At 52.0% G+C, this 23,150-nt stretch carries 20 protein-coding genes and 1 tRNA gene; 9 read left to right on the forward strand and 12 right to left on the reverse strand.

Features of this window, described 5'->3' with window-relative positions; genetic code table 11:
- Positions 1–387: 387 nt before the first annotated feature.
- The gene (locus tag RI501_RS11805) at positions 388–3,537 is read left to right on the forward strand and encodes a MucBP domain-containing protein (protein WP_313822833.1); all 3,150 of its coding nucleotides are present in this window, start codon (positions 388–390) and stop codon (positions 3,535–3,537) included.
- A 79-nt stretch (positions 3,538–3,616) separates the two neighbouring features.
- Here the strand turns inward: RI501_RS11805 and RI501_RS11810 are convergent, their stop codons facing one another.
- The 7 genes from RI501_RS11810 to RI501_RS11840 all read right to left on the reverse strand — a co-directional run bounded on the left by RI501_RS11810 (position 3,617) and on the right by RI501_RS11840 (position 10,455).
- Positions 3,617–4,672, reverse strand: coding sequence for a zinc-dependent alcohol dehydrogenase family protein (locus RI501_RS11810; RefSeq protein WP_313822834.1), 1,056 nt, complete (start codon positions 4,670–4,672; stop codon positions 3,617–3,619).
- A 220-nt stretch (positions 4,673–4,892) separates the two neighbouring features.
- Positions 4,893–5,822, reverse strand: a complete 930-nt coding sequence (locus tag RI501_RS11815; protein ID WP_313822836.1) for a helix-turn-helix transcriptional regulator — start codon at positions 5,820–5,822, stop codon at positions 4,893–4,895.
- 610 nt (positions 5,823–6,432) lie between these two features.
- Positions 6,433–6,957, reverse strand: a complete 525-nt coding sequence (locus tag RI501_RS11820; RefSeq protein ID WP_313822838.1) for a DUF6933 domain-containing protein — start codon at positions 6,955–6,957, stop codon at positions 6,433–6,435.
- Positions 6,958–7,252: 295 nt separating this feature from the next.
- A complete protein-coding gene (ulaG, locus tag RI501_RS11825) occupies positions 7,253–8,326 on the reverse strand; it encodes an L-ascorbate 6-phosphate lactonase (protein WP_313822840.1) in 1,074 nt (357 codons plus the stop codon).
- 26 nt (positions 8,327–8,352) lie between these two features.
- Positions 8,353–8,637 (reverse strand): PTS sugar transporter subunit IIB, encoded by a 285-nt coding sequence (locus RI501_RS11830; protein WP_313822842.1) that lies wholly within the window; start codon positions 8,635–8,637, stop codon positions 8,353–8,355.
- A 34-nt stretch (positions 8,638–8,671) separates the two neighbouring features.
- On the reverse strand, positions 8,672–9,994 hold the full coding sequence (locus RI501_RS11835; RefSeq protein WP_313822844.1) for a PTS ascorbate transporter subunit IIC: 1,323 nt from the start codon (positions 9,992–9,994) through the stop codon (positions 8,672–8,674).
- The gene (locus tag RI501_RS11840) at positions 9,991–10,455 is read right to left on the reverse strand and encodes a PTS sugar transporter subunit IIA (RefSeq protein WP_313822846.1); all 465 of its coding nucleotides are present in this window, start codon (positions 10,453–10,455) and stop codon (positions 9,991–9,993) included. Before RI501_RS11840 ends, RI501_RS11835 begins: the two co-directional genes overlap by 4 nt.
- Before the next feature lie 260 nt (positions 10,456–10,715).
- Here RI501_RS11840 and RI501_RS11845 point away from each other — a divergent pair, with 260 nt between their 5' ends.
- The 3 genes from RI501_RS11845 (at position 10,716) to RI501_RS11855 (ending at position 13,547) form a co-directional block, all read left to right on the forward strand.
- Positions 10,716–11,564 (forward strand): MurR/RpiR family transcriptional regulator, encoded by an 849-nt coding sequence (locus RI501_RS11845; protein ID WP_313822848.1) that lies wholly within the window; start codon positions 10,716–10,718, stop codon positions 11,562–11,564.
- 167 nt (positions 11,565–11,731) lie between these two features.
- Positions 11,732–11,869, forward strand: a complete 138-nt coding sequence (locus RI501_RS11850) for a hypothetical protein (RefSeq protein WP_313822850.1) — start codon at positions 11,732–11,734, stop codon at positions 11,867–11,869.
- Positions 11,870–12,254: 385 nt separating this feature from the next.
- Positions 12,255–13,547 (forward strand): DNA/RNA non-specific endonuclease, encoded by a 1,293-nt coding sequence (locus RI501_RS11855; protein WP_313822851.1) that lies wholly within the window; start codon positions 12,255–12,257, stop codon positions 13,545–13,547.
- Between the two features lie 205 nt (positions 13,548–13,752).
- Here RI501_RS11855 and RI501_RS11860 read toward each other — a convergent pair.
- From RI501_RS11860 to RI501_RS11875, 4 genes are all read right to left on the reverse strand, one after another.
- Positions 13,753–13,824, reverse strand: a tRNA-Arg gene (locus RI501_RS11860).
- 92 nt (positions 13,825–13,916) lie between these two features.
- On the reverse strand, positions 13,917–15,287 hold the full coding sequence (brnQ, locus tag RI501_RS11865; RefSeq protein ID WP_313822853.1) for a branched-chain amino acid transport system II carrier protein: 1,371 nt from the start codon (positions 15,285–15,287) through the stop codon (positions 13,917–13,919).
- A gap of 422 nt (positions 15,288–15,709) precedes the next feature.
- On the reverse strand, positions 15,710–17,035 hold the full coding sequence (locus tag RI501_RS11870; RefSeq protein WP_313822855.1) for a replication-associated recombination protein A: 1,326 nt from the start codon (positions 17,033–17,035) through the stop codon (positions 15,710–15,712).
- A gap of 25 nt (positions 17,036–17,060) precedes the next feature.
- The gene (locus tag RI501_RS11875; protein ID WP_313822857.1) at positions 17,061–17,387 is read right to left on the reverse strand and encodes a hypothetical protein; all 327 of its coding nucleotides are present in this window, start codon (positions 17,385–17,387) and stop codon (positions 17,061–17,063) included.
- 159 nt (positions 17,388–17,546) lie between these two features.
- Here RI501_RS11875 and RI501_RS11880 point away from each other — a divergent pair, with 159 nt between their 5' ends.
- From RI501_RS11880 to RI501_RS11895, 4 genes are all read left to right on the forward strand, one after another.
- Positions 17,547–18,002 (forward strand): MarR family winged helix-turn-helix transcriptional regulator, encoded by a 456-nt coding sequence (locus RI501_RS11880; RefSeq protein ID WP_313822859.1) that lies wholly within the window; start codon positions 17,547–17,549, stop codon positions 18,000–18,002.
- A 33-nt stretch (positions 18,003–18,035) separates the two neighbouring features.
- Positions 18,036–18,683 (forward strand): NAD(P)H-hydrate epimerase, encoded by a 648-nt coding sequence (locus RI501_RS11885; protein ID WP_313822861.1) that lies wholly within the window; start codon positions 18,036–18,038, stop codon positions 18,681–18,683.
- A 122-nt stretch (positions 18,684–18,805) separates the two neighbouring features.
- A complete protein-coding gene (locus tag RI501_RS11890; protein WP_313822863.1) occupies positions 18,806–19,357 on the forward strand; it encodes a M15 family metallopeptidase in 552 nt (183 codons plus the stop codon).
- A gap of 180 nt (positions 19,358–19,537) precedes the next feature.
- Positions 19,538–20,479 (forward strand): DMT family transporter, encoded by a 942-nt coding sequence (locus RI501_RS11895; RefSeq protein ID WP_313822865.1) that lies wholly within the window; start codon positions 19,538–19,540, stop codon positions 20,477–20,479.
- 161 nt (positions 20,480–20,640) lie between these two features.
- Here RI501_RS11895 and RI501_RS11900 read toward each other — a convergent pair whose 3' ends face one another.
- Positions 20,641–21,762, reverse strand: coding sequence for an NAD(P)-dependent alcohol dehydrogenase (locus RI501_RS11900; protein WP_313822867.1), 1,122 nt, complete (start codon positions 21,760–21,762; stop codon positions 20,641–20,643).
- A gap of 252 nt (positions 21,763–22,014) precedes the next feature.
- Here RI501_RS11900 and RI501_RS11905 point away from each other — a divergent pair, with 252 nt between their 5' ends.
- A complete protein-coding gene (locus tag RI501_RS11905; RefSeq protein WP_099267109.1) occupies positions 22,015–22,938 on the forward strand; it encodes an IS30 family transposase in 924 nt (307 codons plus the stop codon).
- Positions 22,939–23,150 lie beyond the last annotated feature (212 nt).

Consider the following 23,150-nt stretch of genomic DNA (forward strand, 5'->3'; position numbering starts at 1 on the left):
TGCTAGAACGCTAATTTAAGTGCTAGACCAATTAGTTGCTTTGGTTGTTAACTTTATCAAGTAGTCTTCCGTTAAATCCCGGTATGGTTTGTTTTCAATCATTAGAGTTGTTAATTAAATTTCTGAAAACCGGTCCTAACCATTATTAGTCTAAACTTTATCAATTATAAGTCGTAATCCCCCTTGATATTCTGCCAGATGCTGGCTACAATGGAGGTGAAATCTAAATTGTCCACTTAACTAATTATGTGGTAATTATAGATATGGTTGTATTGATATATTTAATTAATTGTTGTTGGTTACCTTACTTAAATTCGTTTACTGGAAAGCTGCACGCGACTCTTCCACGCCACACTGAGCATTGATATCTTGAGGGGGATTTCAATCATGAAGAACACATTAAACGAAACCAAGGAACACTACAAGAGCTATAAGGCGGGTAAGCACTGGCTTTACGCTTGCCTCACCGTCACCACGTTGGGCTTAGGGCTGCTCAGTAGCCCCGCTAACGCCCAGGCTGACACGTCTACGGACACCTCGAGCGACACGGACGCCGCTACCGCTCAGGTAGACCCGACCGCTAACGCTCAGCCCGCCGCCACCGCAACGCTAAAGAACACCAGCCAGACGACCGACGACGTGACACCGACGCCAGCAACGACGCCGGACACCCCAACTCAAACAACGACCGGTGATGCCACTTCAACGGAAACCGAACCGGTCAAGCAGGATGAACCGGCATCACAACCAAGCACCCAACCCACGACATCGACACCAACCACAACGACAACCCCAGCCGCCACACCTGACCAGGCACCGGTAACCTCATCACCAGATCCCGTAACGGATCCCGAGACTCAACCGGCGGCGACTCCAACGACGACTACGACCACTGAACCCACTGAGTCCACTGAACCCGTTGAGACCCCGGCACCACAACCTGCCGCTCGGGCTTCCCGGATGATGGCCAGTCCACAGGTCGCCGCGCTGACTGACGCCGTTGATCCCACGACCGATCCGAATAACGCGGTCAACTGGATGCCCGATCCGGTGATGCGTCAGTGGATTGAAGACACGTTGACGGGCAACCACACCGTTTTGGTCAACGGCGTTCCCCAGGGGACGTTCGTGACCGACGAGAACCTGTATCAATTCGTCAACGATCAGTTCCTGCTCTCTAACGGGAACTATCAGTCCCAGCCCGGACTCAAGAGTCTCCAGGGGTTGGAACGCTTCACTGGGTTGACCGGCTTCGACGTGACCGACATTGACTTGCCTTTAAGTGGCATGATCAACTTTGACTTTGCACCCAACCTCACCACTTTTCGGATTAATAACACGTCCGCGGCTAATCTCGACTGGAACACCTCGCTGACGGATTTTCTAACGACGTACCTCGGCCAGAACACCAAGCTCCACTTCTTATCCCTGGATAACGTCGGCTTAACCGGCGACCTGAATGGCTTGGTGAACTATCCGGACCTGTGGATGGTCACGCTAACGCACAATCAACTCACGGGGACCCTGCCAGACTTCGCCCAATTGCCTAACCTTTACCGGCTGACGCTGAACCACAATCAATTGAGTGGGACCCTGCCGGACTTCGCTACCGCCCCCGGATTAACCAGTCTCGATATCGCCAATAACAACTTCACGGGGAACCTGCCCAACGCCGGCAACCTCAGCTACTGGGCCTACGCGCAGAACCACTTTACTTCAGGCCTTTACCACCCTCAAGACGGTACTTACTTCCAGTACGAGGGTTGGAACCAAGCCTTGACCACGCCGGACTACACGCAGAGTCAGGCTCAAGCCGGCTTTGATCCGTTCACCGATGCCCACGTCACCAGCGTACAGGACACCGTCACGGGCGAAAACCTGGCCGTTAAGATTGGGACGCTGAAGTTTGGGAACCTCCACCCCACCAGTATGGTTTACAGTCCAACCGCTCCCGAGAACCTGAAGGATTACGCGGACTGGGCCGCTTGGGCTGATCAACAGACCGATGTCCGTTCCTGGTTCAGGTTTACTCTCAGCAGCACCGGAGAATACAAGCTGACGCCTCTGCAGGCGCTTCCTGGTGGCTACTACGTCTTCCGGGTAGCGGCATACGCCGGCGAAGCTTCCCACTATAACTTCTCCGCCTTTATCACCTCTAAGATCGAAGAAGGCGCCGCCAGCACCATCACCGTCAAGAACGTTGATCAAGCCGGAAACGTCTTGGGTCAACAGGTCTTAAACGGCAAGGTAGGTGATCGGATCACCGTCACCGCCGACGACCTGGCCAACTACAAGCTGATCAGTACGACGCAGACCGTTAATAAGGTCTTCACGGACACGCCACAAACCATCACCTTCGTTTACGCCTCCACGTTAGGGACCGTCACCGTCAAGGAACTGGCTCCCGACGGTACCGTGCTAGACCAGCGGACCATGACCGGGACCATCGACGACGCCTTCACCGCTGAAGCGGGCCACCACTACGGTTATACGCTAGTCGGTGACGCGACGGTGACGGGGACCTATACCGAAGCTCCGCAAACCATCACCTTTAATTACACCAACACTAAGGGAACCGTCACCGTGAAAAACGTCGACACCAACGGTCACGTCCTCAGTCAAAAGTCGTTAACCGGCAACGTGGGCGCCGCCTTCACCGTCAACGCCGACCAGCTTGACGGCTACACGTTGACCAGTGACCCCACCGCCACCGGGACTTACACCGAGGACCCACAAACGGTGACCTTCGTCTACGCCGTTGCTCAAGGAACCGTCACCATCAAGAATGTCGATACCGCTGGTAACGTGCTGAGCCAGTCAACCTTGACCGGTAACGTGGGCGACACCTTTACCGCCAACGCCGACACGACGCTGGCCGGATACCAAGTCACCGGACCCGCTACTCAGACCGGGACCTATACCACGGCTCCGCAAACCATCACCTTTACCTTCACTAAGATCACAACGGGTGGTGGTGGCGACATCGATACGCCAACGACTAACGGCACGGTCATCGTCAAGAACGTCGACGCTAACGGCAACGTGTTGAGCCAACACCTGCTCACCGGGAAGGTCGGCGACACCTTCACCGCTAACGCCGACACGTTAGCCGGGTACCGGGTCACCGGCGCTGCCACCCAGACCGGGACCTACGCGACTGAACCACAGACCGTCACCTTCGTCTTCGAACCAGTCACCACGCCCGATGCCAACGGTCAGGGCGACCAGGTAGCGCCAACACCGACTAAGCCGACTGAGCCAACTAAGCCGACCCACCCAACGACGGGGGCGCAACCCGCAACCGCCCAACCGGCAACTGGCCAACAGGCCGCAACGGTGGCCCGGCCAACGACCGGTCAGGCGACACCCGCACCATTGGCCACCACATCCCAGCCAATCGCCGACCGGACCGTCACGCCGCCAACGACCGAATTACCGCAGACCGACGAGCACGCCAGCGTTAATCCGCTAGTGGCCGGCCTGACCCTGTTGCTCGCCACCTTGGGACTGGGTCTCAAGCGCAAGCGGAACCATTAACCTTGTTGCCCCTCAAGACATCAAAAACACCGTCACGGTTATCGTGGCGGTGTTTTTGCGTGCTGATTGATACGGTTAGCTAATCTTCACCAATTTTCAGGACGCAAGCACCCTGAATATCCCCGCGCTTGACGAAGCGCAACGCCTGGTCGGCTTGTTCGAAGGCGTAGGGGGTGGTGGCCGGTTGGATGTTCAACCGATCGGCCAACGTCAAGAATTCCTCGCCGTCGCGGCGGGTGTTACTCTCCACGCTGGTTAGATTCTTTTCGTGGAAAATGTGGTCTTGGTAGCTTAACGCCGGAATATCGCTTAAATGAATCCCCGCTAACGCCAGGGTGCCGCCCTTGGCGAGGTTCGCCAATTCGTTAGGCACCATGTCGCCCACCGGCGCAAACATGATGGCCGAGTCCAGCTTAACCGGCGACGGATCGTACGCGCCCTGCGCCGATACGGCCCCCAGCTGTAAGCCAAACTTTTGGGCGTCCTTGCCCCGGGTAAACACGTGAACCGCGATTCCCTGAGCGATCGCAATCTGCGCGGTGATGTGGGCCGACCCGCCAAAACCATACAGGCCCAGCGACCCGCCGGCCGGCACGTTGGCCCGCTCGAAGGCGCGGTAGCCGATGATGCCGGCACACAGAAGCGGCGCCGCCGTGACGGAATCCAGCCGCGCCGGAATCCGGTAGGCAAACCCCTCGGGCACCGTCACGTACTGAGCGTAGCCCCCATCGTGATCCCAACCGGTGTATTGCGAGTGCGGACACAGGTTCTCCCGGCCCGACCGACAGTACCGGCAGACCCCACAGGTCCATCGCAACCACGGAACCCCGATTCGTTCACCCAACCGGAAGCGGTCGGCTTGTGGCCCGTTACCCACCACTTCTCCGATGATTTCGTGACCCGGCGTGACGTGCGCGTGATGGACGGGTAAATCCCCCTCGCTCACGTGCAGGTCGGTGTGGCACACGCCACAGGCCAAGATCCGGACCAACGTATCTCCCGGTCCCGGTTGGGGAACCGGCTTAGTAACTAATTCCAGTGGCGACTGCGGCCCGTCGATGGGCCCCGGGGTGGTTACCTGCCAGGCACGCATCTGCGTTGGCAAATTGGCCACTTGTTCTGCTTGTTCAGCCATCATTCATTCCTCCTAACCCTGATGATGCAACGGCGACACGTCGGCCTAAGGCTTACCGGACCGGCCAAGTTAACGGCCGGCATTTGCTGAGTAGGTCAACGTCTTCACCTGCTATTTTAGTCTACTTCCCCCCTAACGTGCAGGGGAAACGGCGGAATTAGTTTACTCACAACGCTAAAAATCCGTCCACCTGACCAGAAGGCCGGTGAACGGACCGCGTTTAAGCGTAAAAGGTTAACGTCTTTTGGAGGGTGGCCTTGACGTCGGCAACCAGCGTCTGGGGGGCTAAAACCTGAACCAGGTTGCCCTGCCCCAGGAGCCACCGCCGTGCTTCCCGGGAGAAGCGGTCCCCTTCGATGGTGACACTGCCATCATCGTGGCGTTGAGTCACGGTCGCCGAAGGCAGCTTATCCAGCGCATTTTGTGGGTGTCCCCAGTACCGGACCCGGTAATGCAGTGGCGTCGTTCCGCCTTGCCGGTTAACGGTTAGCTCCGCTACTGGCACCCTGAATGGAGCCTGAAACTGGTGCCCCGCTAGCCGGGTACTGATAAAACGGTCGAGACGCAAGACCTGTTGGGTCGTCTGGTCGAGGGCCATCACCACGTAGAAATAGGTTTCCGAAAAGTACAGGCTGAGGGGCCTCCCCACCCGCGACTCGGGTTGGCTTTCTGCCGCCTGGCTCTGGTAGGTGAACCGGATGGTTTGGCGCGCCGCGATGTAGTCGCTAAACTTCGCTAACGCCGGTAAGATTTCTTGCCCCGGGCCTACGGGGGTGTACGCCGCCAGGTCCCCGGTGAGCGCCTTCTTCAACGTCTTTTGTGCGTCTTGTGATACCGTTCCTAACAGGTGCCGGGTGACCCGGCGCAGTTCCCGGTGACTCAGGACGCGGGTCCCCAGGGCGAGCTGAATCAACGCCAGAACCTCTGCGGGTAACAGCTGGTCGTCACGATCCAGATAGTGTTGCCGAGCCGTTGAATCGTAGGCCAGTTGAAAGTCCGTCTCGTGCGCCAGTGCATCGGCCAGCACGGCCTGATCACGGGTCAACGTCCGTTCGGAACAACCGTAGTCGTGGGCCTCCCCACGAAAGTTGAGGTGCTCGCCGTCTAATAATCGAAAGAGTAAATTAACAATGCGTTCTTGGCTATTCATGTTGTCCCTCCGTAAAATCACGTTTTAGCGGAACGGTCCGTCACTTGACGAGCCCCGTACCACCGTTATGCGTCTAGTTTACGATTTTAGGGTGTCACCATATGGCGCGATCCCCCCGGCCGCCGAAAAAAATAAATTATTTTTGACGGAACTAGGGTCTGTCTTAAAAGACTAATTTGGAGTATTCAGCGCCTCCGGTTTAACCCGGTCAGCAACGGGCTGGAACGGGGTGGGCACGGCTTCAAGCCCATAGCCCAGGTCTTGAAGACCGACCTGTGTCTGAGTTTCGAGCCGGCAAAGGACACCGGCCAACACAAATTTCACCCCTGAGCCCATTTCTGACTGGCCCTCCAGCTTATACGAGTTATAACAATAAATAAACTGGATTCTTTTCAGTAAAGGGTAATGGATGATCATTTAAATCGGTGATTGAGTTTTAAGACAGACCCTAACGGTGACCACCAGGACTCGCACGAAAGATTAGATAAAAAAAGACGGTCATCACGACCGTCCGTCAGTGGCCAATTGCGCCACTCCTGCCAAGGGTAGTTCTATTATAGCACGGTGCCGTTAAGCCAAGTTAGGCTGACCGTGCCTCAGTATCGCCAGGTTACGGGTGCCACCGAAACCGAGCGGGCGCTAAGTCGCGCGCTACCGTTGCCACCTGGTGTACCGGTTGTTGCCGACCCAATGGCGGCGTTTGGGCCACCAGCAAGGCCATCTCCAGCGGCGACGTGATGGCTTGCTGCCAGAGAAAGTCGACGTAAAGCCCCTGTTCGTTCAGCCGCCGGACCCGTTGGTGATCGAGGGGTTGGTTAATCTGCCAGTCCCCGGCGGCCTGCTGGTAAGTGGTCAGGTCGGCGGGTGCCAGGCCATACTGGGGCCATTGTTCGGCGAGTTGCTGCCAGAACAAGTCAGCTAATCGGGGCTGCGCACAATCCGCGGCGTTGAGGACCACGCACAGGGCACTGGCATCGTGACTGACTAATACGAAGCGCTGGCGCTGCACCGTGATGGCCGTGGCGTGCCAGGAAAAAATCGGGTTGGCGCGGGCTTCTTGCGCCGCGGCGCCCGAACGACCGACCGGGTAATCGCGGAAGAGATCCCGGCTTTTCTGCGTAACGTTAAGGTACATTGCGAGTCACTCCTTTGATGAGACTTCACCCCACAGTGTATACCACCAGCGACGTGGCGTGCTAGTCAGGTTACCCCGTTCCACCCTAGGCCAGCGAACTGAAGAAGCGCAGTAACCCGTCTTCAAAGTCCGCCGTTTCGAAAAAGCCTAAATTTGCTTTTCATATCCATTCCAATTGGTGCTTCACTAAAAATACACAAAAAAGAATCCAATTCATCGCTGAACTGGATTCTCGGTGTTTTATCAATATCGACCAATTTAACTTCTAAATATCAAGGGCACCACTTCTACACCCTTACAGGAAGGATTTATATGGTAGATTAATTTCATGAGTATATCGATCATGAAAGCCGCGATCGTGGTAATATTCTAGCTTATTTTGGTCATCAGGATAAACAAATTTCCCACCTGGTAACCAAGAAAATGGATGGAATTTATAATTAAAGCGTTCCTTACGCATCCGCCACAATTGTTCAACCTCAGCAGGATCTCCCAGCATGTTAGTCCACACATCCCAGTGTAGTGGAATCACAATCTTGGTATTCAAAGCCTCAGCCGCTCGTAGAACATCCACAGAAGTCATTTTATCTTGAACTCCAATGGGATTTTCTCCGTAAGCAACCACAGCTACATCAATATCAAAGTCTTTACCGTGTTTGGCAAAATATGCGGAATAATGAGAATCAGCTGCATCATAAATTGTGCCCGCTGTCGTCTTAATTACAAAATTAACGGCTCGATCGTCCATATCCGGCACTGAATCATCGGCAGGTAACTCTTTAGTATCGGGATCAGTAATCAATACAGAACGATCGAATGAATCGGTTACGCTAATCTCGATATCCTTAACCTTGACGACATCTCCTGGCTTCACAACTCGACAACGTTTCGCTGGAACCCCCCAGTCAATCCACTGGTTAACAACATCTTTGGGCCCAATGAAGGGGACCGTGTCCGGCGTATTTTGTAAAACAGCCGCTGCTACGTTCATATCAATGTGATCGTGATGGAAATGGGTAACCAGCAACGCATCGAGATGATGAATCGAAAAAGGATTGATTACCATTGGCTGTGCCCGCAGGTTAGGCTGAATAGTCCGTCCCCCAGTTAACCGTGACCATTGATGTCTTGGTGACATATCCGGCTTATCATGAGTCGTTTTCCCAGTCCCACACCACAGGTCAATGGCGATGTTGGTCTGACGGTCTGATTTAACCCATAATCCCATGTTAACCAGCCACCACATGTTAAACGTATGGGGTTTTACTGTTGTCCGGTCAATCTCTTCGTTTAACCAATTTCCCCACTCTGGAAAGACCTCGTCCTTCCAGGTTTGTTCCGTAACGTCTTTTACATTCTTAACTGCCATGATTGCTCGCCTCCCAACACTTGGGTTTACTTACCCATTTCTGCAAACCGTGCATCTAAATGCTTCTTAATGTCGGCTTGATCAACAAAGTTGGTCAATACAATCGTCTTATCCTTGTCTTCATCTGGGAACTGATCAAAAAGTTCTCGCGTCGTTACATAAATATCAGCGGGGGCACTCATAATGCTACCTAAATCAACCGTATCAACATCAACATCGTCACGGCCCTCATCAGCCAAGATACTTTCCATGTTCATCTTAGCAATAACACTAGAACCAACGCCTAAACCACAAACCGCAATAATCTTCATAATAAAAATCTCCTTTTATTTTCTAGTTTTTTAACTACAGTAAGGCCATAATTCCGATACGAATAATCTTTAGCAGATACATTAACGGCATCCAAACAATTGCATAATCAATGTTGGACCAAGTTAATCCACTACCATAAACAGCACCAGTTAATGGGTAGAACAAGATAACGGCGGCCGAAGAAATAATCCCAGTTACAAGTCCTGCCGCAATGGCACCTCGCCAACCACCTGCTTTATTACCGAAAACCCCCATAACGTTTCCATCAAAGTACATAATGATGGGACTCGGGAAGACAATTACTGGTGAATGGAAAATAATCGTTAAAAATGTGACCAAAATACATCCAACGCTAGAACCTAAGAATCCAAACATTCCACCCATGGGCGAGTAAGGAAAGAGAGTTGGCGCATCCAATGCTGGAATAGCTCCTGGTAAAAATTTATCGGAAATCCCCTTAAAAGCGGGAACAATAGATCCAATAAACATTCGTACCCCAGAAAGCAAGATAACGATTCCGGCAGTAAATGTAAATCCTTGTAAGATTAACCAGATAATCCAGTTAGTATCACCACTGCCCGTCCCAGACAGTGCTTGGATGCCAGTCTGACCAACTGCCAATCCAATACCAACGAAAATAATTGGCATTAGGAAGAACAGTACCACGGTATTGTCCCGGAACATTGCAGCCCATCTTGGCAATTTCATATTATCCGCATCTTGACTCTTATCCGGGCTCCCACACCATTTTCCGATGAAGTGCGCTAGAATCGACCCAACTTGATCCATAAACCCTAATGTCGAAACATCGTGCATCCAGGGGCGGGAAATAACTCGAGGAATCGCCGGCGAATAAGTATAGTACACAGCGTTTAAAATCGTCGCAATGATAACCGTCCAGAACGACCCCGTATGTAAAACAACAGGTAAGGTAACATTCATAAAGGCCGCATGATAAAGTGATAAGTGCGCCGTCAAGTAAACGTTTTTAAAATTCTTGTTTGGCGTAATTCGCACTAAAACTAGATGTAAGAAGAATGCTAGTAAAAACGTAATCACGGTATCTTTAGCGATTGTATTAAACTTTAGAACAACACCAAAGACCGCATCATTAGTAGGAAGCACCCCTTTAACATGGAGCGTTTGGTTCAATTTTGTTACAATGGGGGACATTGCACTAATTAAAATGCCAGCCCCTGAAGATAATACCGTTAACCCGATTACGGTTTTGACGGTGCCATCAATCACTTGTGGAAATTTCTTGCGTTGTAATAGTAGTCCCAGCAATGCCACCAGACCTAAAAAGATGGTTTCGTTGCTAAGCACCTGAAACACAATAAAATTAAGGATCTTCATTCGACTGCGCCTCCATTAATACTTTCAACAATGGTGACCTTATCAGTTTCTGTAGCTGCTCGGCGCAAGAACTTTAAGTTGTCAGCCTTATTTAAGAAGTTAACCACCTTCCGCATGAGGTCGAGATGATCATTCGAATTAATTGACGCCAAGATAACGACCAGATCAACTGGATCATTCTGCTCATTACCAAATTCTACGGGTTCCTTTAACGTCGCAACGGAAAAGGACGTCTGTTTAACTGCTGCTGACGGTCGAGCATGTCCCAAAGCTAAACCGGGGGCAATTACAATATACGGACCAAGCTTTTTAACCGATTCAATCATCGATTGAACGTAATCATCCGTTATATGTTTCTCGTCAACCAGTGGTTGGGCCGCTTTCTGAATGGCATCTTCCCAGCCGCTTGCCTCAACATTCAATTGAATTTCATTTGGTGATATTACTGACTTTGCACTCAATTTTTACACCTCCATGAAAACTTTTATCATAAATATCGATATTATTATGACTTCTTTTTACATAATCTATTATATACGAAACCGCTTTCAATTCAAGGATTAATCTTCTAAAATTGATGAGAAGGTACTATTACAGCTATTATTAAGACAAGAATTCTTAATAACGAATTTTTGATTCTGAGAGTATTTACAAAAAAATATGTAATCGAATGGTTCATCAATCCCCGATTGAAACCATTATTTATAAAGGAATGATTAACATGGAATCTAACATAAAAAAACGTATCTCCGAACTTTTCCCAACCCTTGGGGCTCAGAGCCAAAAGCTCGCCCAACACCTTTTAGAACTTGGTGACCGATTGTCCAACAAAACCATCCAAGAATTAGCCAGTGAGTGTCACGTCTCAACTGCCACGGTATCACGTTTAGCGCAGCAATTAGGATTTGCCAATTTCTCTGAGCTAAAATGGTCATTAGCTAAAGACATTAAAACTAAACCAACGACCCACGAAATTTCCAAGCAAGATACGCCAATTGTTATAGCAAAAAAAACGCTAGAAGCCAATATTGAAACCCTAAATGGGACCTTCAAGCAGATGAACAATCAGGATTTGCTATACGCACTAAATTTGATCGTTAACTCGAAGCGTCTAGGATTCTTCGGTATGGGCGGTTCCAACATTGTTGCTTTAGATGCTTATCACAAATTCTTACGAACACCATTAACTTTGGTGCACAACACGGAATACCACCTAGCCTTAATGGAAGCGTCCCGTTTTAATCATCATGATTGTGCCATTGTCATCTCCCATACTGGGGACGATACTGATACTTTAGATTTGGCCGAATCACTTAAGCAAAATAAAGTTCCCATGATTGTCATTACTAGTTTTCCCAACTCACCATTAGCCGATTATGGTAACGTTACTTTTTACTCAATATCAGAGGATTCGAAATTTCGTTCTGAAGCACTTTTGTCGTTAACCTCCCAAATTGCCATTAATGATTGCCTATATATGCTCACAGCCCAATACTTTGGTAAGGGCGCTGAAGATGTTCTCAACAATATGCACAAAACCATCTTCACGAAGCACTCTAATCACAGCTAGCTGATTAATTACTTATTCAAATAACAGATAACTAAATATCAAAAATACGAGATTTGACGCAGCGACGATTTTAATCGTCCGTTGAATAGTCGCATTGCGCCGGAAAAGGGACTTTACAACATCCCCCCTTTCACGGCATGATAGAGGCACGAAGCGAGGTGAGCACCATGGGCAAGCGAAAACGCCAGCCAAATAAGGCCCCGAAAACCAGTGCCAACTCCAAAATCATCGTCTTACTGTACGCAGCGATTGCCACCAGTATAGTTTCGGTGGTTTTAGGAATCTATAATCTAATCTTTAGGTGACGAACACAGCTAACCATGTTGATTTAATCGATCGTGCCCGGCTGTTGGCCGAACGATCAACCGGTTTGATTTTGGTTTTAAAGGATCACCCCATTAGTCCGCGACAAATACCAAGTTGTCGCGGGCTTTTTTAGGCGGTCAATTGATCATTACCATACATCCGCAATATCGTGATTTCCTCTACGCTTTTAAGACGACATCCCTAACCGGCCCATTAATTTCGTCCTTAGATGATCAAATTCCGATTCCAATTCCTCTCATTATTAAATTTCTGGTATGCTGAATGGGGCAATCGTTTTCCGGAATGCACCGGTACGCCTGAGTCAACCGGTCCCTCCGGACAGCAACAGCTCCATTACATAAATTTCTGAGGGAGGAACTTTTCATGTCGTCATTTGCATCATTCATTGGTGGCCTCAGCCTGCTCATCGCCATGATCTTAGGCATCCTCTGGGTCATCAACAAAGTCGGTCACCGGCATACGCATCACCAGGGTCGGAACGCCCTCGTTGCCTTAGTGGTCGCGATCATCTTCATGGGTCTGGGGGGCAGCGGCACCGCAACGACCCAGACAAGCTCGGATAAAGCCAACGTGGCCAACTCGTCAAGTCACTCTTCCGCCACGGCAACCAAGCACGTCACCGCGACGTCTAAACCGGCCAAACGGGCTACCGCTAAGCGGACGTCCACCCCAACGTCCACGGCCACTAAGTCGCGGAACCAGCAGGTACTAAAAAAACTGGTCAGTTACACCAACCACGAATCGGCCGGTCCCACCCAGAATTATTACTGGCATCTAGGTAAGGCCCACACCAACGGTTTCAAGCATCTCAAGGCCGGCGATTACCATTTCGCCAGCGATTCACAGGGTCGGGCCGGTACCGCGCGGGCCGTTTTGACTTACGGCGAATACGCCGGGTCACGGGGCTCGCGGCAAGGCGATCCCCTGAACCCCAGCAGTTGGCCCACGGACAATCCTAAGGTCGCCATCAGCTACGCCTTCACCGGACGCATTTACCACGGTTACCTCTATAACCGCAGCCATTCCATCGGCGATAGCTTACTGGGGGCCAAGTCCTACACGTCAGAAAACAACTTCACCACGGGCACCCGGCCGCAAAACGTGGGCGCAAACCAGGACGGTGGGATGCGCTACGCCGAAGAAACCGCGGAAGATTACTGGCAAGCTAACCCGAACACCAGCGACACCATCCAGTACGCCACCACACCGCTTTACTACCGCAGTGAAACCATCCCCCGCGGGTCCATCGCGGACATCAAGTCCTCAGACGGTCAGCTCAACACGGCGGTCGCGGTGATCAACTCCGCCGAAGGAATCAAGATTAATTACCACACCGGCGGCAACAACGCCAAGCCCATTACCTCGACCACGCATCGCCAATCCGGTTACGCAACGCGGGCCAGCTCTAGTCACGCCACCAACGGTAACAGTAGCGCGAGCCATCAGACGAACACCACCGCCCATTCCGCCACCCAAGCGGGGACTAAATCGGGGCGGTGGACCATTGCCCCGGCTGGCAAGGTGTACGTTTCCGACAGCAATAAGTACTATTCCCAAGTCACTAACCCCGATAACTACACTTGCGAAAGTGAATCCGCGGCCCAAGCTAACGGTGCCACACGGGCGACGCGCGGGAATCAGTACGCCCGCCCTTAGGTTAAGTTTAGGCGACATATCAGATATTCGGCAGGTTGCACTCTGCCTATTATGTTAAGGATACAAACCGTTTTGAACACCAAAGCCCCCGACTATTGCGGTAGTCAGGGGCTTTTTTTGCGCGCAGGCTTATATAGACCAGTAAAAAAGACGCTAGCCACAACTAGCGTCTCGTCAGCGTCTCCGCCGGTTCATACCCGATTAATGCGCCCCCCGAGAGTCGAACTCGGATCATGAGGACCGAAATCTCATGTGCTATCCATTACACTAAGGGCGCCGAACACCTCCATTTTAATACAAAATGCAATCCGTGACGCACTTTTTTACTTAACGACTCATTAGTTTCGCCAAAAAAGAATTTAACCAGGGCTACTGTGCGCTCTCCGTGGCCTCCTGGGCAACCAAGCGGAAGTGACCCCAGGCTAGACTAAGCACAAAGGCCAAGCCGGTTGGAACCAACCACCCGAGTCCCAGACTCGCGAACGGCACGTAGGTGTGATAGGCGCGTAAAACCGCGGCGACCGGCCCAAATCCGGCCACGACAGCCGGTGCGTTGGCCAGCATATCCAAGACTGCCGGTACCGCCGTGACCGCAATGGTGGTCTTGTAAACCACGCTAGCATACGGCTTCTTGGCCACAGTCAGCGAGACTAGGATCAAGGCCAACGACAGCGGGTACAGCAGCATCAAGACGGGTAACGACCAAGCAATGATGTTATCCAATCCGGCGTTGGCCACCAGAAACGACGCCACCGTGGTGACCCGTAACCAGGTCAGATAGCTGACCTTCGGGAATAATTTATGAAAGTCTTGGGCAAACGAGGTGACCAGGCCCAACGCCGTGGTGAAGACCCCTAAGGTGACCAGCACCCCTAAGAAGGCCGTCCCGAAATTACTGAAGTAGTGGCCGACGATTTGCGATAAGGCCACCCCGCCGTTACCGGACAACTTCAATTGCCCCAGGCTTAAGGTTCCTAACAGCACCAACCCGAAGTAGACCAAGACTTCCAACACGATACTCAACGTTCCGGCTTTGGCGGTCAACCGGGTCAGTTCCTTATCCCGATACCCCAGCCCGCGCACCGCATGCACGAACGTCACACTCAATGCCAGTAAGGCCACGGCGTCGATGGTGTTGTACCCTTCCAACAGCCCGCTGATGGTCGCGTTAGTCTGGTAGGCCACCGTTGGTGTGTGGGCCACGTTCCCCATGGGCTTTAAGAAGGCGACCACGAAGACCACCGCCAGTAACGCTAGAAACCCGGCGTTCAGATACTTACCGACTACCTTGACTAAGCTGTTCTGGTGCGTTGCTAAGACGTAGGCTAGCGCGAAGAACGCAGCGGTAAACAGCCACTGCCCTAACGTGGTCCACTGCTGCGGTAAGAACGGTTCGGCCGCCATCTGGTAGGCGGTCGCGGCCGTCCGCGGCGTCCCGAAGAACGGGCCGATGGTCAGGTGGACTAAGACCAGAAAGACCGCCGCGTATTTCGCACTGACCGGCTTCGCCAGGTCGTAGAGGCCATCACTCTTGGTGACCACCACGGCTAAGATCGCTAGCAACGGAAACAGGGAGCCGGAGATGGCGAACCCTAAGGCCGCCGTAAACCAGTTCTGCCCCGCCATCTGCCCTAAGTGAACGGGAAAAATCAAGTTGCCGGACCCAAAAAACATGCCGAAAATTAACGAACTCACCACTAATAATTGCCAAAAATTGTGTCGCTTGTCTGTTTGTTCCATCTTGATTCCTCCAGTCAGTTTGATCGGTTAACGTCAAAAAGCCCTTCTCCCGCCGAAACGGGAAAAGGGCTCTAGTTTTAAGTAGAACGGTACCACCTTTTTGTGGCGGCCGGAGCCACCACACTCATCACGGACGATCATCCGCTAGCCTGGTAATGGTGGCCGCCACGGTAACTTACAGGCCTTACAGCCCTTTCAGCACCGAACTCAGAAACGATTTTCACTTACGCTAGACGGTCACTTCTCACTAACCGTGACTCACTGGGCGTCGCCGCGCGCGTTACTTTTTTCCTCAACGTTTTTCAACTATTGGTTGTTATTATAACCAGCACTAAACGAAAAATCAATGACAATTTTCATCATTTTTTAATTTAAGATCACGTCCATCGTTGCAGCCCCTCCAGAACGGGCCCCAATCGGCCTTACGCCTTCTTCGTGTGTTCCCGCCGCCACTTCTTCACGTAATCCAACCGCTTCTTGAACAAGTCTTCGCGGCCCTGATCCGTGGGGTGGTAGTATTCGTGACCCACTAGCGCGTCCGGTAAGCTCTGCATGGTGGTCAGCTTGTCTGGCGTGTCGTGGGCGTACTGGTAGTCCTTGCCGTAGTCTAGGTCGGCCATTAACTTGGTCGGCGCGTTACGAATCTGCAGCGGCACCGGTTCGTCGCGGGTCTCCTTGACGTCCTTCTTCGCCGCCAAGCGAGCCTTGTAGATGGCGTTAGACTTGGGTGCCAAGGCCAGGTAGGTCACCGCCTCGGTCAGGTGGACGTCACATTCCGGCATTCCCAGGAACTGGCAGGCCTGAAAGACGTTGACCGCCACGTTCAACGCGTTGGTATCGGCCAACCCGATGTCCTCACTGGCAAACCGGACTAGTCGGCGCGCAATGTATAGCGGATCTTCGCCGCCTTCCAGCATCCGCGACAACCAGTAGATGGCCGCGTCGGCGTCGCTATTACGCATCGACTTGTGCAGCGCGGAGATGATGTTGTAGTGTTCCTCGCCACTCTTGTCGTACAGGACGAACTTCTGGGTGATGAGCTGCTTGAGGTCGTCCATGGTGATGGTCACCCGTTGGTCGGTCTTCTGGCCGTTCAGCACCGCCATCTCCAACGTGTTAAGCGCCGTGCGGGCATCCCCGTTGGCGAACTCGGCAATCGCCCGTAGTTCGTCGGGGCCCACCTGGACCGTGAAATCCGGGAACCCCGCCGGATTCTTGAGCGCGTTGGTTAACAACTGTTCGATGTCGCTGGTTTCTAAGGCCTTCAGCACGAAGACCTTACAGCGCGATAACAAGGCCGAATTAAGCTCAAACGACGGATTTTCGGTGGTGGCGCCAATTAAAATGATGCTGCCCCGTTCAACGTAGGGGAGAAAGGCGTCCTGCTGAGCTTTATTGAACCGGTGGATTTCGTCGACGAAGACCAGCGTGCGTTCGCCCATCTCGCGGTCACCCTCGGCCAGCTGCATGACCTGCTTGATCTTGCGGATACTGCTGTCGACCGCACTAAACCGGATAAACTTGGCCTGGGTCTGCTGAGCGATGATCTCGGCTAAGGTGGTCTTACCCACACCCGGTGGTCCCCAGAAGATCATCGACGAGACCTGATCGTTTTCAATCAGTTCCCGTAAGATCTTACCGGGCCCTAGCAAATGGCGCTGCCCCACGAAGTCGTCCAGCGTTTCCGGACGCACCCGGTTGGCCAGCGGCATCTGCTGGGGATTTTCGAATAACGATGATTGTTCCATTCTGCCATCCCCCTTTTAAGTCACGTTACCGGCCACCCGCGGCCCGTTCGGCCTGTTGTTCCAGGTACTGTTGGGTGGCCTCCGCGTTGGTCCGAAAGTCGGTCAAAAACGAGTCGCTCATCGGGGCCACCGTGGCGGTCTGCTTGCCTAGAATGTCGATGACGATCAGCTGTTCAGCCTGCCACTTGGCGGTGTCGTAGTGCCCGTCTTCGATCTGGTCGAGAAACGTCTGAAAGGTGTCCAGGACCCCCTGACGAATCACGTCGTCTTCACTGACGTCTTCGCCCAGTTTTTGCAGTTGCAATTGGCGTAGTTGGACTTCATCCATATCGGCCGGAATTTGAATAAACATGGTTAGTTCCCCCAGTTTGTTTTTAATTTATTCTATCACTTCGTTCAACCGAAAAGAACGAGACGAATCGTTATCCTTAACCGTTATCTGGTGTAAACTAAAGATAGTACGCGGGTGATTCCCGCGATACGAGTTCGATTCGTTAAGGAGGGGCGTTTTATGGAAGACTACATCCTAGACTTCACCACCAACCTCGCCATCCTCCACCGGCAATTTCAGCGTGACATGAACCAAATTCTGGAAGCGGATAAGGTCCCCATCAACATCACGGAATTTTATCTCCTCGTTTTGGTTTCCGAGACCAGTCCCATCAACCAACGGATGGCGGCGCGCACAATTGCGGTGGACGAGGGCCTGATGACCCGCATGGTCCGTCATCTGGTGGCCTTAGATTTCCTGCAAAAGACCGACGACCCAACCGATCGGCGCAACAAGCAGCTAACCCTGACGGCCAGCGGTGAACAGCTAGTCCAACGGGCGATTCAAGTCCTGCACCACTGGTGGCAAAACGTCACCCCGACCGATACCACCGTGAACTTTCAAGCCATGACCGAACAGCTCCAACGCCTCTCAATGCGCGTGTTGCAGTTCGATCATCCACTGAAGAATATTTAACCTGTTTGTTTTGAACCCAAGGAGGGACTATTAATGAGTAAAGCCATTACGATTGCGCAAGCGCAGAGTTACGACGCCCATACCATTAACGAGATTGGCATTCCCGCCATGGTGCTGATGGAACGCGCGGCGTTAGCCACCTTCAACAACCTGTTAAACGATGATTACGACCTCACCCGCGTGGTGGTGGTCGCCGCAACCGGCAATAACGGCGGCGACGGGATTGCCGTGGCCCGCTTGCTGAAGGTCCGCAACATCGACGTCGCCATCTACCTGCTGGGGGACCCCGCCAAAGCAACGGATCAGACAGCCCAACAATTAAAAATTGCCAACTACTACCACATTCCGTTCACCACGGACTTAAACGACGTGATTAACGCCACCACAATTATCGACGCCATCTTCGGCGTGGGCCTGAGTCGCCCGATTACCGGCAAATTTGCCGAAGCCGTCAACGCGATTAACGCCACCGACGCTTCCACCGTGGCCATCGACGTGCCATCCGGGATCAACGCCGATAGCGGGGAAACCTTAGGCGTGGCGGTTCTGGCCGATTCGACCACCACCATGGCCTACAAGAAAGTCGGGATGTTGACCGCTAACGGTAAGCAACACACCGGTATCTTACACGTTGCCGACATCGGCATCTACGGTGCGGATCACGTGGAAACCATCAAATAATATTCACCTCATAATATTCACCGTAACGGGTTCCTAACGAACCCGTTTTTTTATGGGCATTTTTGTTGCCTTTTTCAGGGGGACTTGTTATATTGAAATCGGTTACATAAAGGAGGTTTTCGATGGCCAAACAGACTGGTTTTAGCAACATCCAAGCCTTAGATCCAACCCTCATCGTTGAGTTACGCTACGCTACCCCCAACAATTTCACGGGACAAGTCGTTTACGACTTTACCACGGCAATCGCCCGGACAGGCACGGCCCACAAGTTGGTCGCCGCGAATCACGCGCTCCGACAACAGGGCTACCGTCTCAAGATTTGGGACGCCTACCGGCCGGTAACCGCCCAAAAACGCCTTTTTGAAGTTTACCCTGATCCGGATTTCGTGGCTCAGCCCAATCCGAATTTCTCGCATCAAAAGGGCGTCACGTTCGATTTAACCCTCTGTGACGCTGCGGGCCACGAACTCGAGATGCAAAGTGCGTTCGATGATTTTTCCGAACGCGCTCACCGCGAGCTCCCCCGCACAGCCGTCCAAGAACACAACTACCAACTCCTCAATCAGGCCATGTTGGCCGCTGGTTTTGTCGGCTACGTCAACGAGTGGTGGGACTATCGCGACGCAGACCAAGCAGCCTACGCCCCGTTAGCCGCCAACCCGAATGATTTCTAGGCTTTACTTATTTACCTAATAGCACTCCCCCCTGAAACGGGCGTTTAAACCGGTGATTGAGACTGGCGTTAAACGCCCGTTTGTTGTGTCCATGAAGCTTAAGTAACCAAGCGACTTAGCACCACTTCTCGCCGAAAATGGTGTTTACTAGAAGTAAGCACGTTTTGAGGAGGAATCACTTTGTTTGCCTTAATCATGGGGGTCGTCATTGGCCTGATCTTACCGTTACAAACCAGCATTAATTCACGCTTACGTCGTTCCGTGGGATCACCCTTCGTCGCGTCGTTGATTTCCTTTACCATCGGCACCCTGTTTCTGGCCACGGTCACGCTGGGGGTCGATCATCACCTGTTCTTCAGTCCCCACCTCTTCAGCCAGCAACCTATCTGGCTGTGGATCGGTGGCTTCTTCGGGGTGGTTTACCTGACCTGTAACATCCTGCTGTTCCCCCAACTGGGTAGCGTCCAGACCGTGATCTTACCCATGTTCGGCCAAATCCTGATGGGACTGCTCATCGACAACTACGGCCTGTTTCACGCCAAGGTCAGCCCCTTGACCCCCATTCGGTTGGCGGGCGCGCTGCTGGTCTTGATCGGCGTCGTGATCACCGTGGCTCTCAGCTCCTGGCTCCTACGCCGGCACGACTCGCTGGCGACTAATCCGCAAGTCACTCGTGGGCTATGGCTCTGGCGGCTACTCGGTGTCTTCGCCGGGATGCTCGGGGCGGCACAATCGGCCATCAACGGTCACCTGGGCTTGGTCCTGCATTCCTCGTTAAACGCGGCCTTCATCTCGTTTTTCGTGGGCACCCTGGCCCTGATCGTCATCAACCTGGTCTTGCGTTCACCACGGCAACTAACCCACCCCAATCACCGGCCAAATCCCTGGTGGATGTGGTTGGGCGGTGTGATTGGGGCGCTGTTCGTCCTGGGTAACGTCTACCTGGTGCCCATCCTGGGAACCGGTCTGACCGTGGTCATCGTCTTGGTCGGCCTGATGGGCGGTAGCCTACTGATCGACAACTTCGGCTGGCTAGAGAGTCCCCGTAACCCGGTGACCTTAGTCCAGATTGGCGGCCTGCTAATCATGGTGGGTGGTGTCGCGTTAATTCACTTAGCCTAAGCACAGCCAGCTGCTCGTAATGACCCAGGGTAACTGAAAATCAGAAACAGGAAGAAAATTCCCGATTTTTCGAGAATCTCCTTCCTGTTTTTTTAGCCGAGAGCTATCTCAGTTCTCAATTTTAATCTGTTTTGACGGTTAACGCCCACTGACCCGGGACCTTACTTACCAGGGACGTAATCGGGATCGATCACCAGTACGGGCTTGATGGTCTTCCCGCTACCGGAATCGGCGTTAGCTTCGTTAATCTGATCGAAGCGGTAGAACTTTTCGGTCTTGTCGAAATCAAACATCCCGGCTTGATAGAAGCGAATCAACCGCGGAATATCAATCTGAGGCACGGAATCACCCATGTTGACCCCGACGACTTTCCGGTCGCTGACACACAGATCGTTCCAAGTATCCAAATCGATGTGGTGTGGCGTCACGGCGATGGTGGCCGTGGTCCCACCTTGGGCTAAGACCTGGATGGAATCTTCCATGACCTGCTTGACCCCGGTGGTATCCACTGCCCAGTCGACCCCGTAGCCGCCGGTTAACTTCTTAATAGCTTCAACGGCGTTTTCGGTCCGACTATTGATGGTGTCGGTCGCCCCGAGTTCCTTAGCCAAGGCCAACCGTGAATCCACGACGTCGACGGCAATCACCGTCGTACACCCGGAAATCTTGCCGGCCATCATGGCAGCTAAACCAACGGCCCCGGTCCCAAAGACGGCGATGGTGTCACCGGGCTTCGGCTTCAGCGTGTTCAAAACGGTCCCGGACCCGGTCACGTAGCCACAGCCTAATGGACCGAGCTTCCGTAGGTCCAAGTCCTTCGGCACCTTCACGGCGTTGCGTTCCCGCACCACCGTGGTCGTGGTGAAGGACGATTGGTCGAACATGTCGGCGACATCGTGTCCGTTTTCGGTGAAGTGCGCACTCCCATCGGGCCGCACGCCGGAGAGGTTATTAGCCGCGTAGTTCAGACATTGCGTCGGCATCCCCTTCAAACAGTTCGTACAGTTACCACAACCGTAGAAGGACAGGACCACGTGATCGCCGGGCTTGAAGTCCTTGACCTCGGGCCCGACCTTCTCCACGATTCCGGAGCCTTCGTGCCCTAAAATGATGGGGTAGCCAATCTCGGCATCCCCCTTGCGCAACGCTTCGTCGGAATGACAAATCCCAGTGGCAACCATGTGCACTTGTAGGTCATCCGCCTGCATCGGCGCTAAGTCCACATCGTCTTTAATCTCGAAGGAACCGCCCTTCTTATCAACAACTGCCGCTTTGATCCGCATAATATCATCCTTTCTAACCTGCTGATACCACAACTGAATCCGGATGATTAGTCACCCGTTAAAGCTTGTGAATAACTAATCATTTAGCCTTACAAGTTTGTTATAACCCATTTCTCGCTTTAATTAAAGGGCTTTCATAATATTTTTAAATGGTAGATTGTAAAATTTAAGTTGAACATATTAGTGGACAGAAAAACCCATAAGGGTCTTTAATGGTGTCACCACAACATTCCACTAGAAAGAAGGACCTTTATGGGCACCACTATTTTATCATTTGAAGACCGCGTTGTCATCGAAACACTTCATCATGAAAAGCACTCACTTCAATATATTGCCGATTATTTAGGCTTTAGTAAAACCACTATCTTTAATGAGGTTCATCGCTTAGCTGGTGAGTATCACGCAGTTAAGGCTCAAACTGACCATGAAGTTAAACTTAGTCATCGTGGTCGTAAAACCATCTTAACGACTAACCTAAAGCGATTGATTGAAGAAAAAATCAAGATCCAAAAATGGTCAATTGAACAAGTGGCTCATGTAGTTAGAATTGCCTACAAAACCATCTATAACTGGATTGATCAGGGACTACTGGATATTAATGTGACTGATTTACCTGACCATGGTATTCGTCGCAAACGATCTAAAGAAACCCGTGGTAGTTTTAGTCATGGACGTTCCATCGAAGATCGTCCAGCTGAAATTTCTGATCGTAATACTTCAGGTCACTTCGAAGCTGATACAGTTTTATCTGGAAAACGTAAAGGTCAAGCAGTAGCTACGTTTGTCGAGCGTAAGAGTCGGCTTACCATCGTTAAACGGCTTAATGGACGAGATAGTACTTCAATGACCAAGGCTATTTTAGAATTGGCTAACCAGTTAGGAGATAATCTCAAGACCCTTACTGTTGACCATGGGAAAGAATTCGCCAACTACAATTTGATTGAAGAACAGGCCGGTGTTCCACTGTACTTTGCGCACGCTTATTCGCCACATGAACGAGGCAGTAATGAAAATCGCAACCGAGTACTACGCCGCTTCATTCCCAAAGGTCAACCGATTGATGAGATTACCGATGATGAATTGATTCAAATTAACTGGTATTTGAATTCCCGACCACTCAAATGTTTAAATTGGCGAACACCTATTGAGATCTTTTTGCGTAATCTGCGTTACTAAATTTGTTCAAGTTATTTCTTGCAATCTGCCAAATATTAACGCTGCCCATTTTTAGCAGGGTGGTGTGCCGCCGCACTCAACGACCAGTTGGCGGTCAGATCCGCCCACTCAGGTACCAAAAAAGCTTGGCACAAAAATCCCAAGCTTTTTGGTGTCTCCAAATATTGGGGTTGCAGCGTGCGCCAACCGGCAGCTGGCTCCGCTTAACCCCG

Origin of the sequence: Levilactobacillus zymae (genome assembly GCF_032190635.1) — a bacterium.
Lineage (GTDB): Bacteria > Bacillota > Bacilli > Lactobacillales > Lactobacillaceae > Levilactobacillus > Levilactobacillus zymae_A.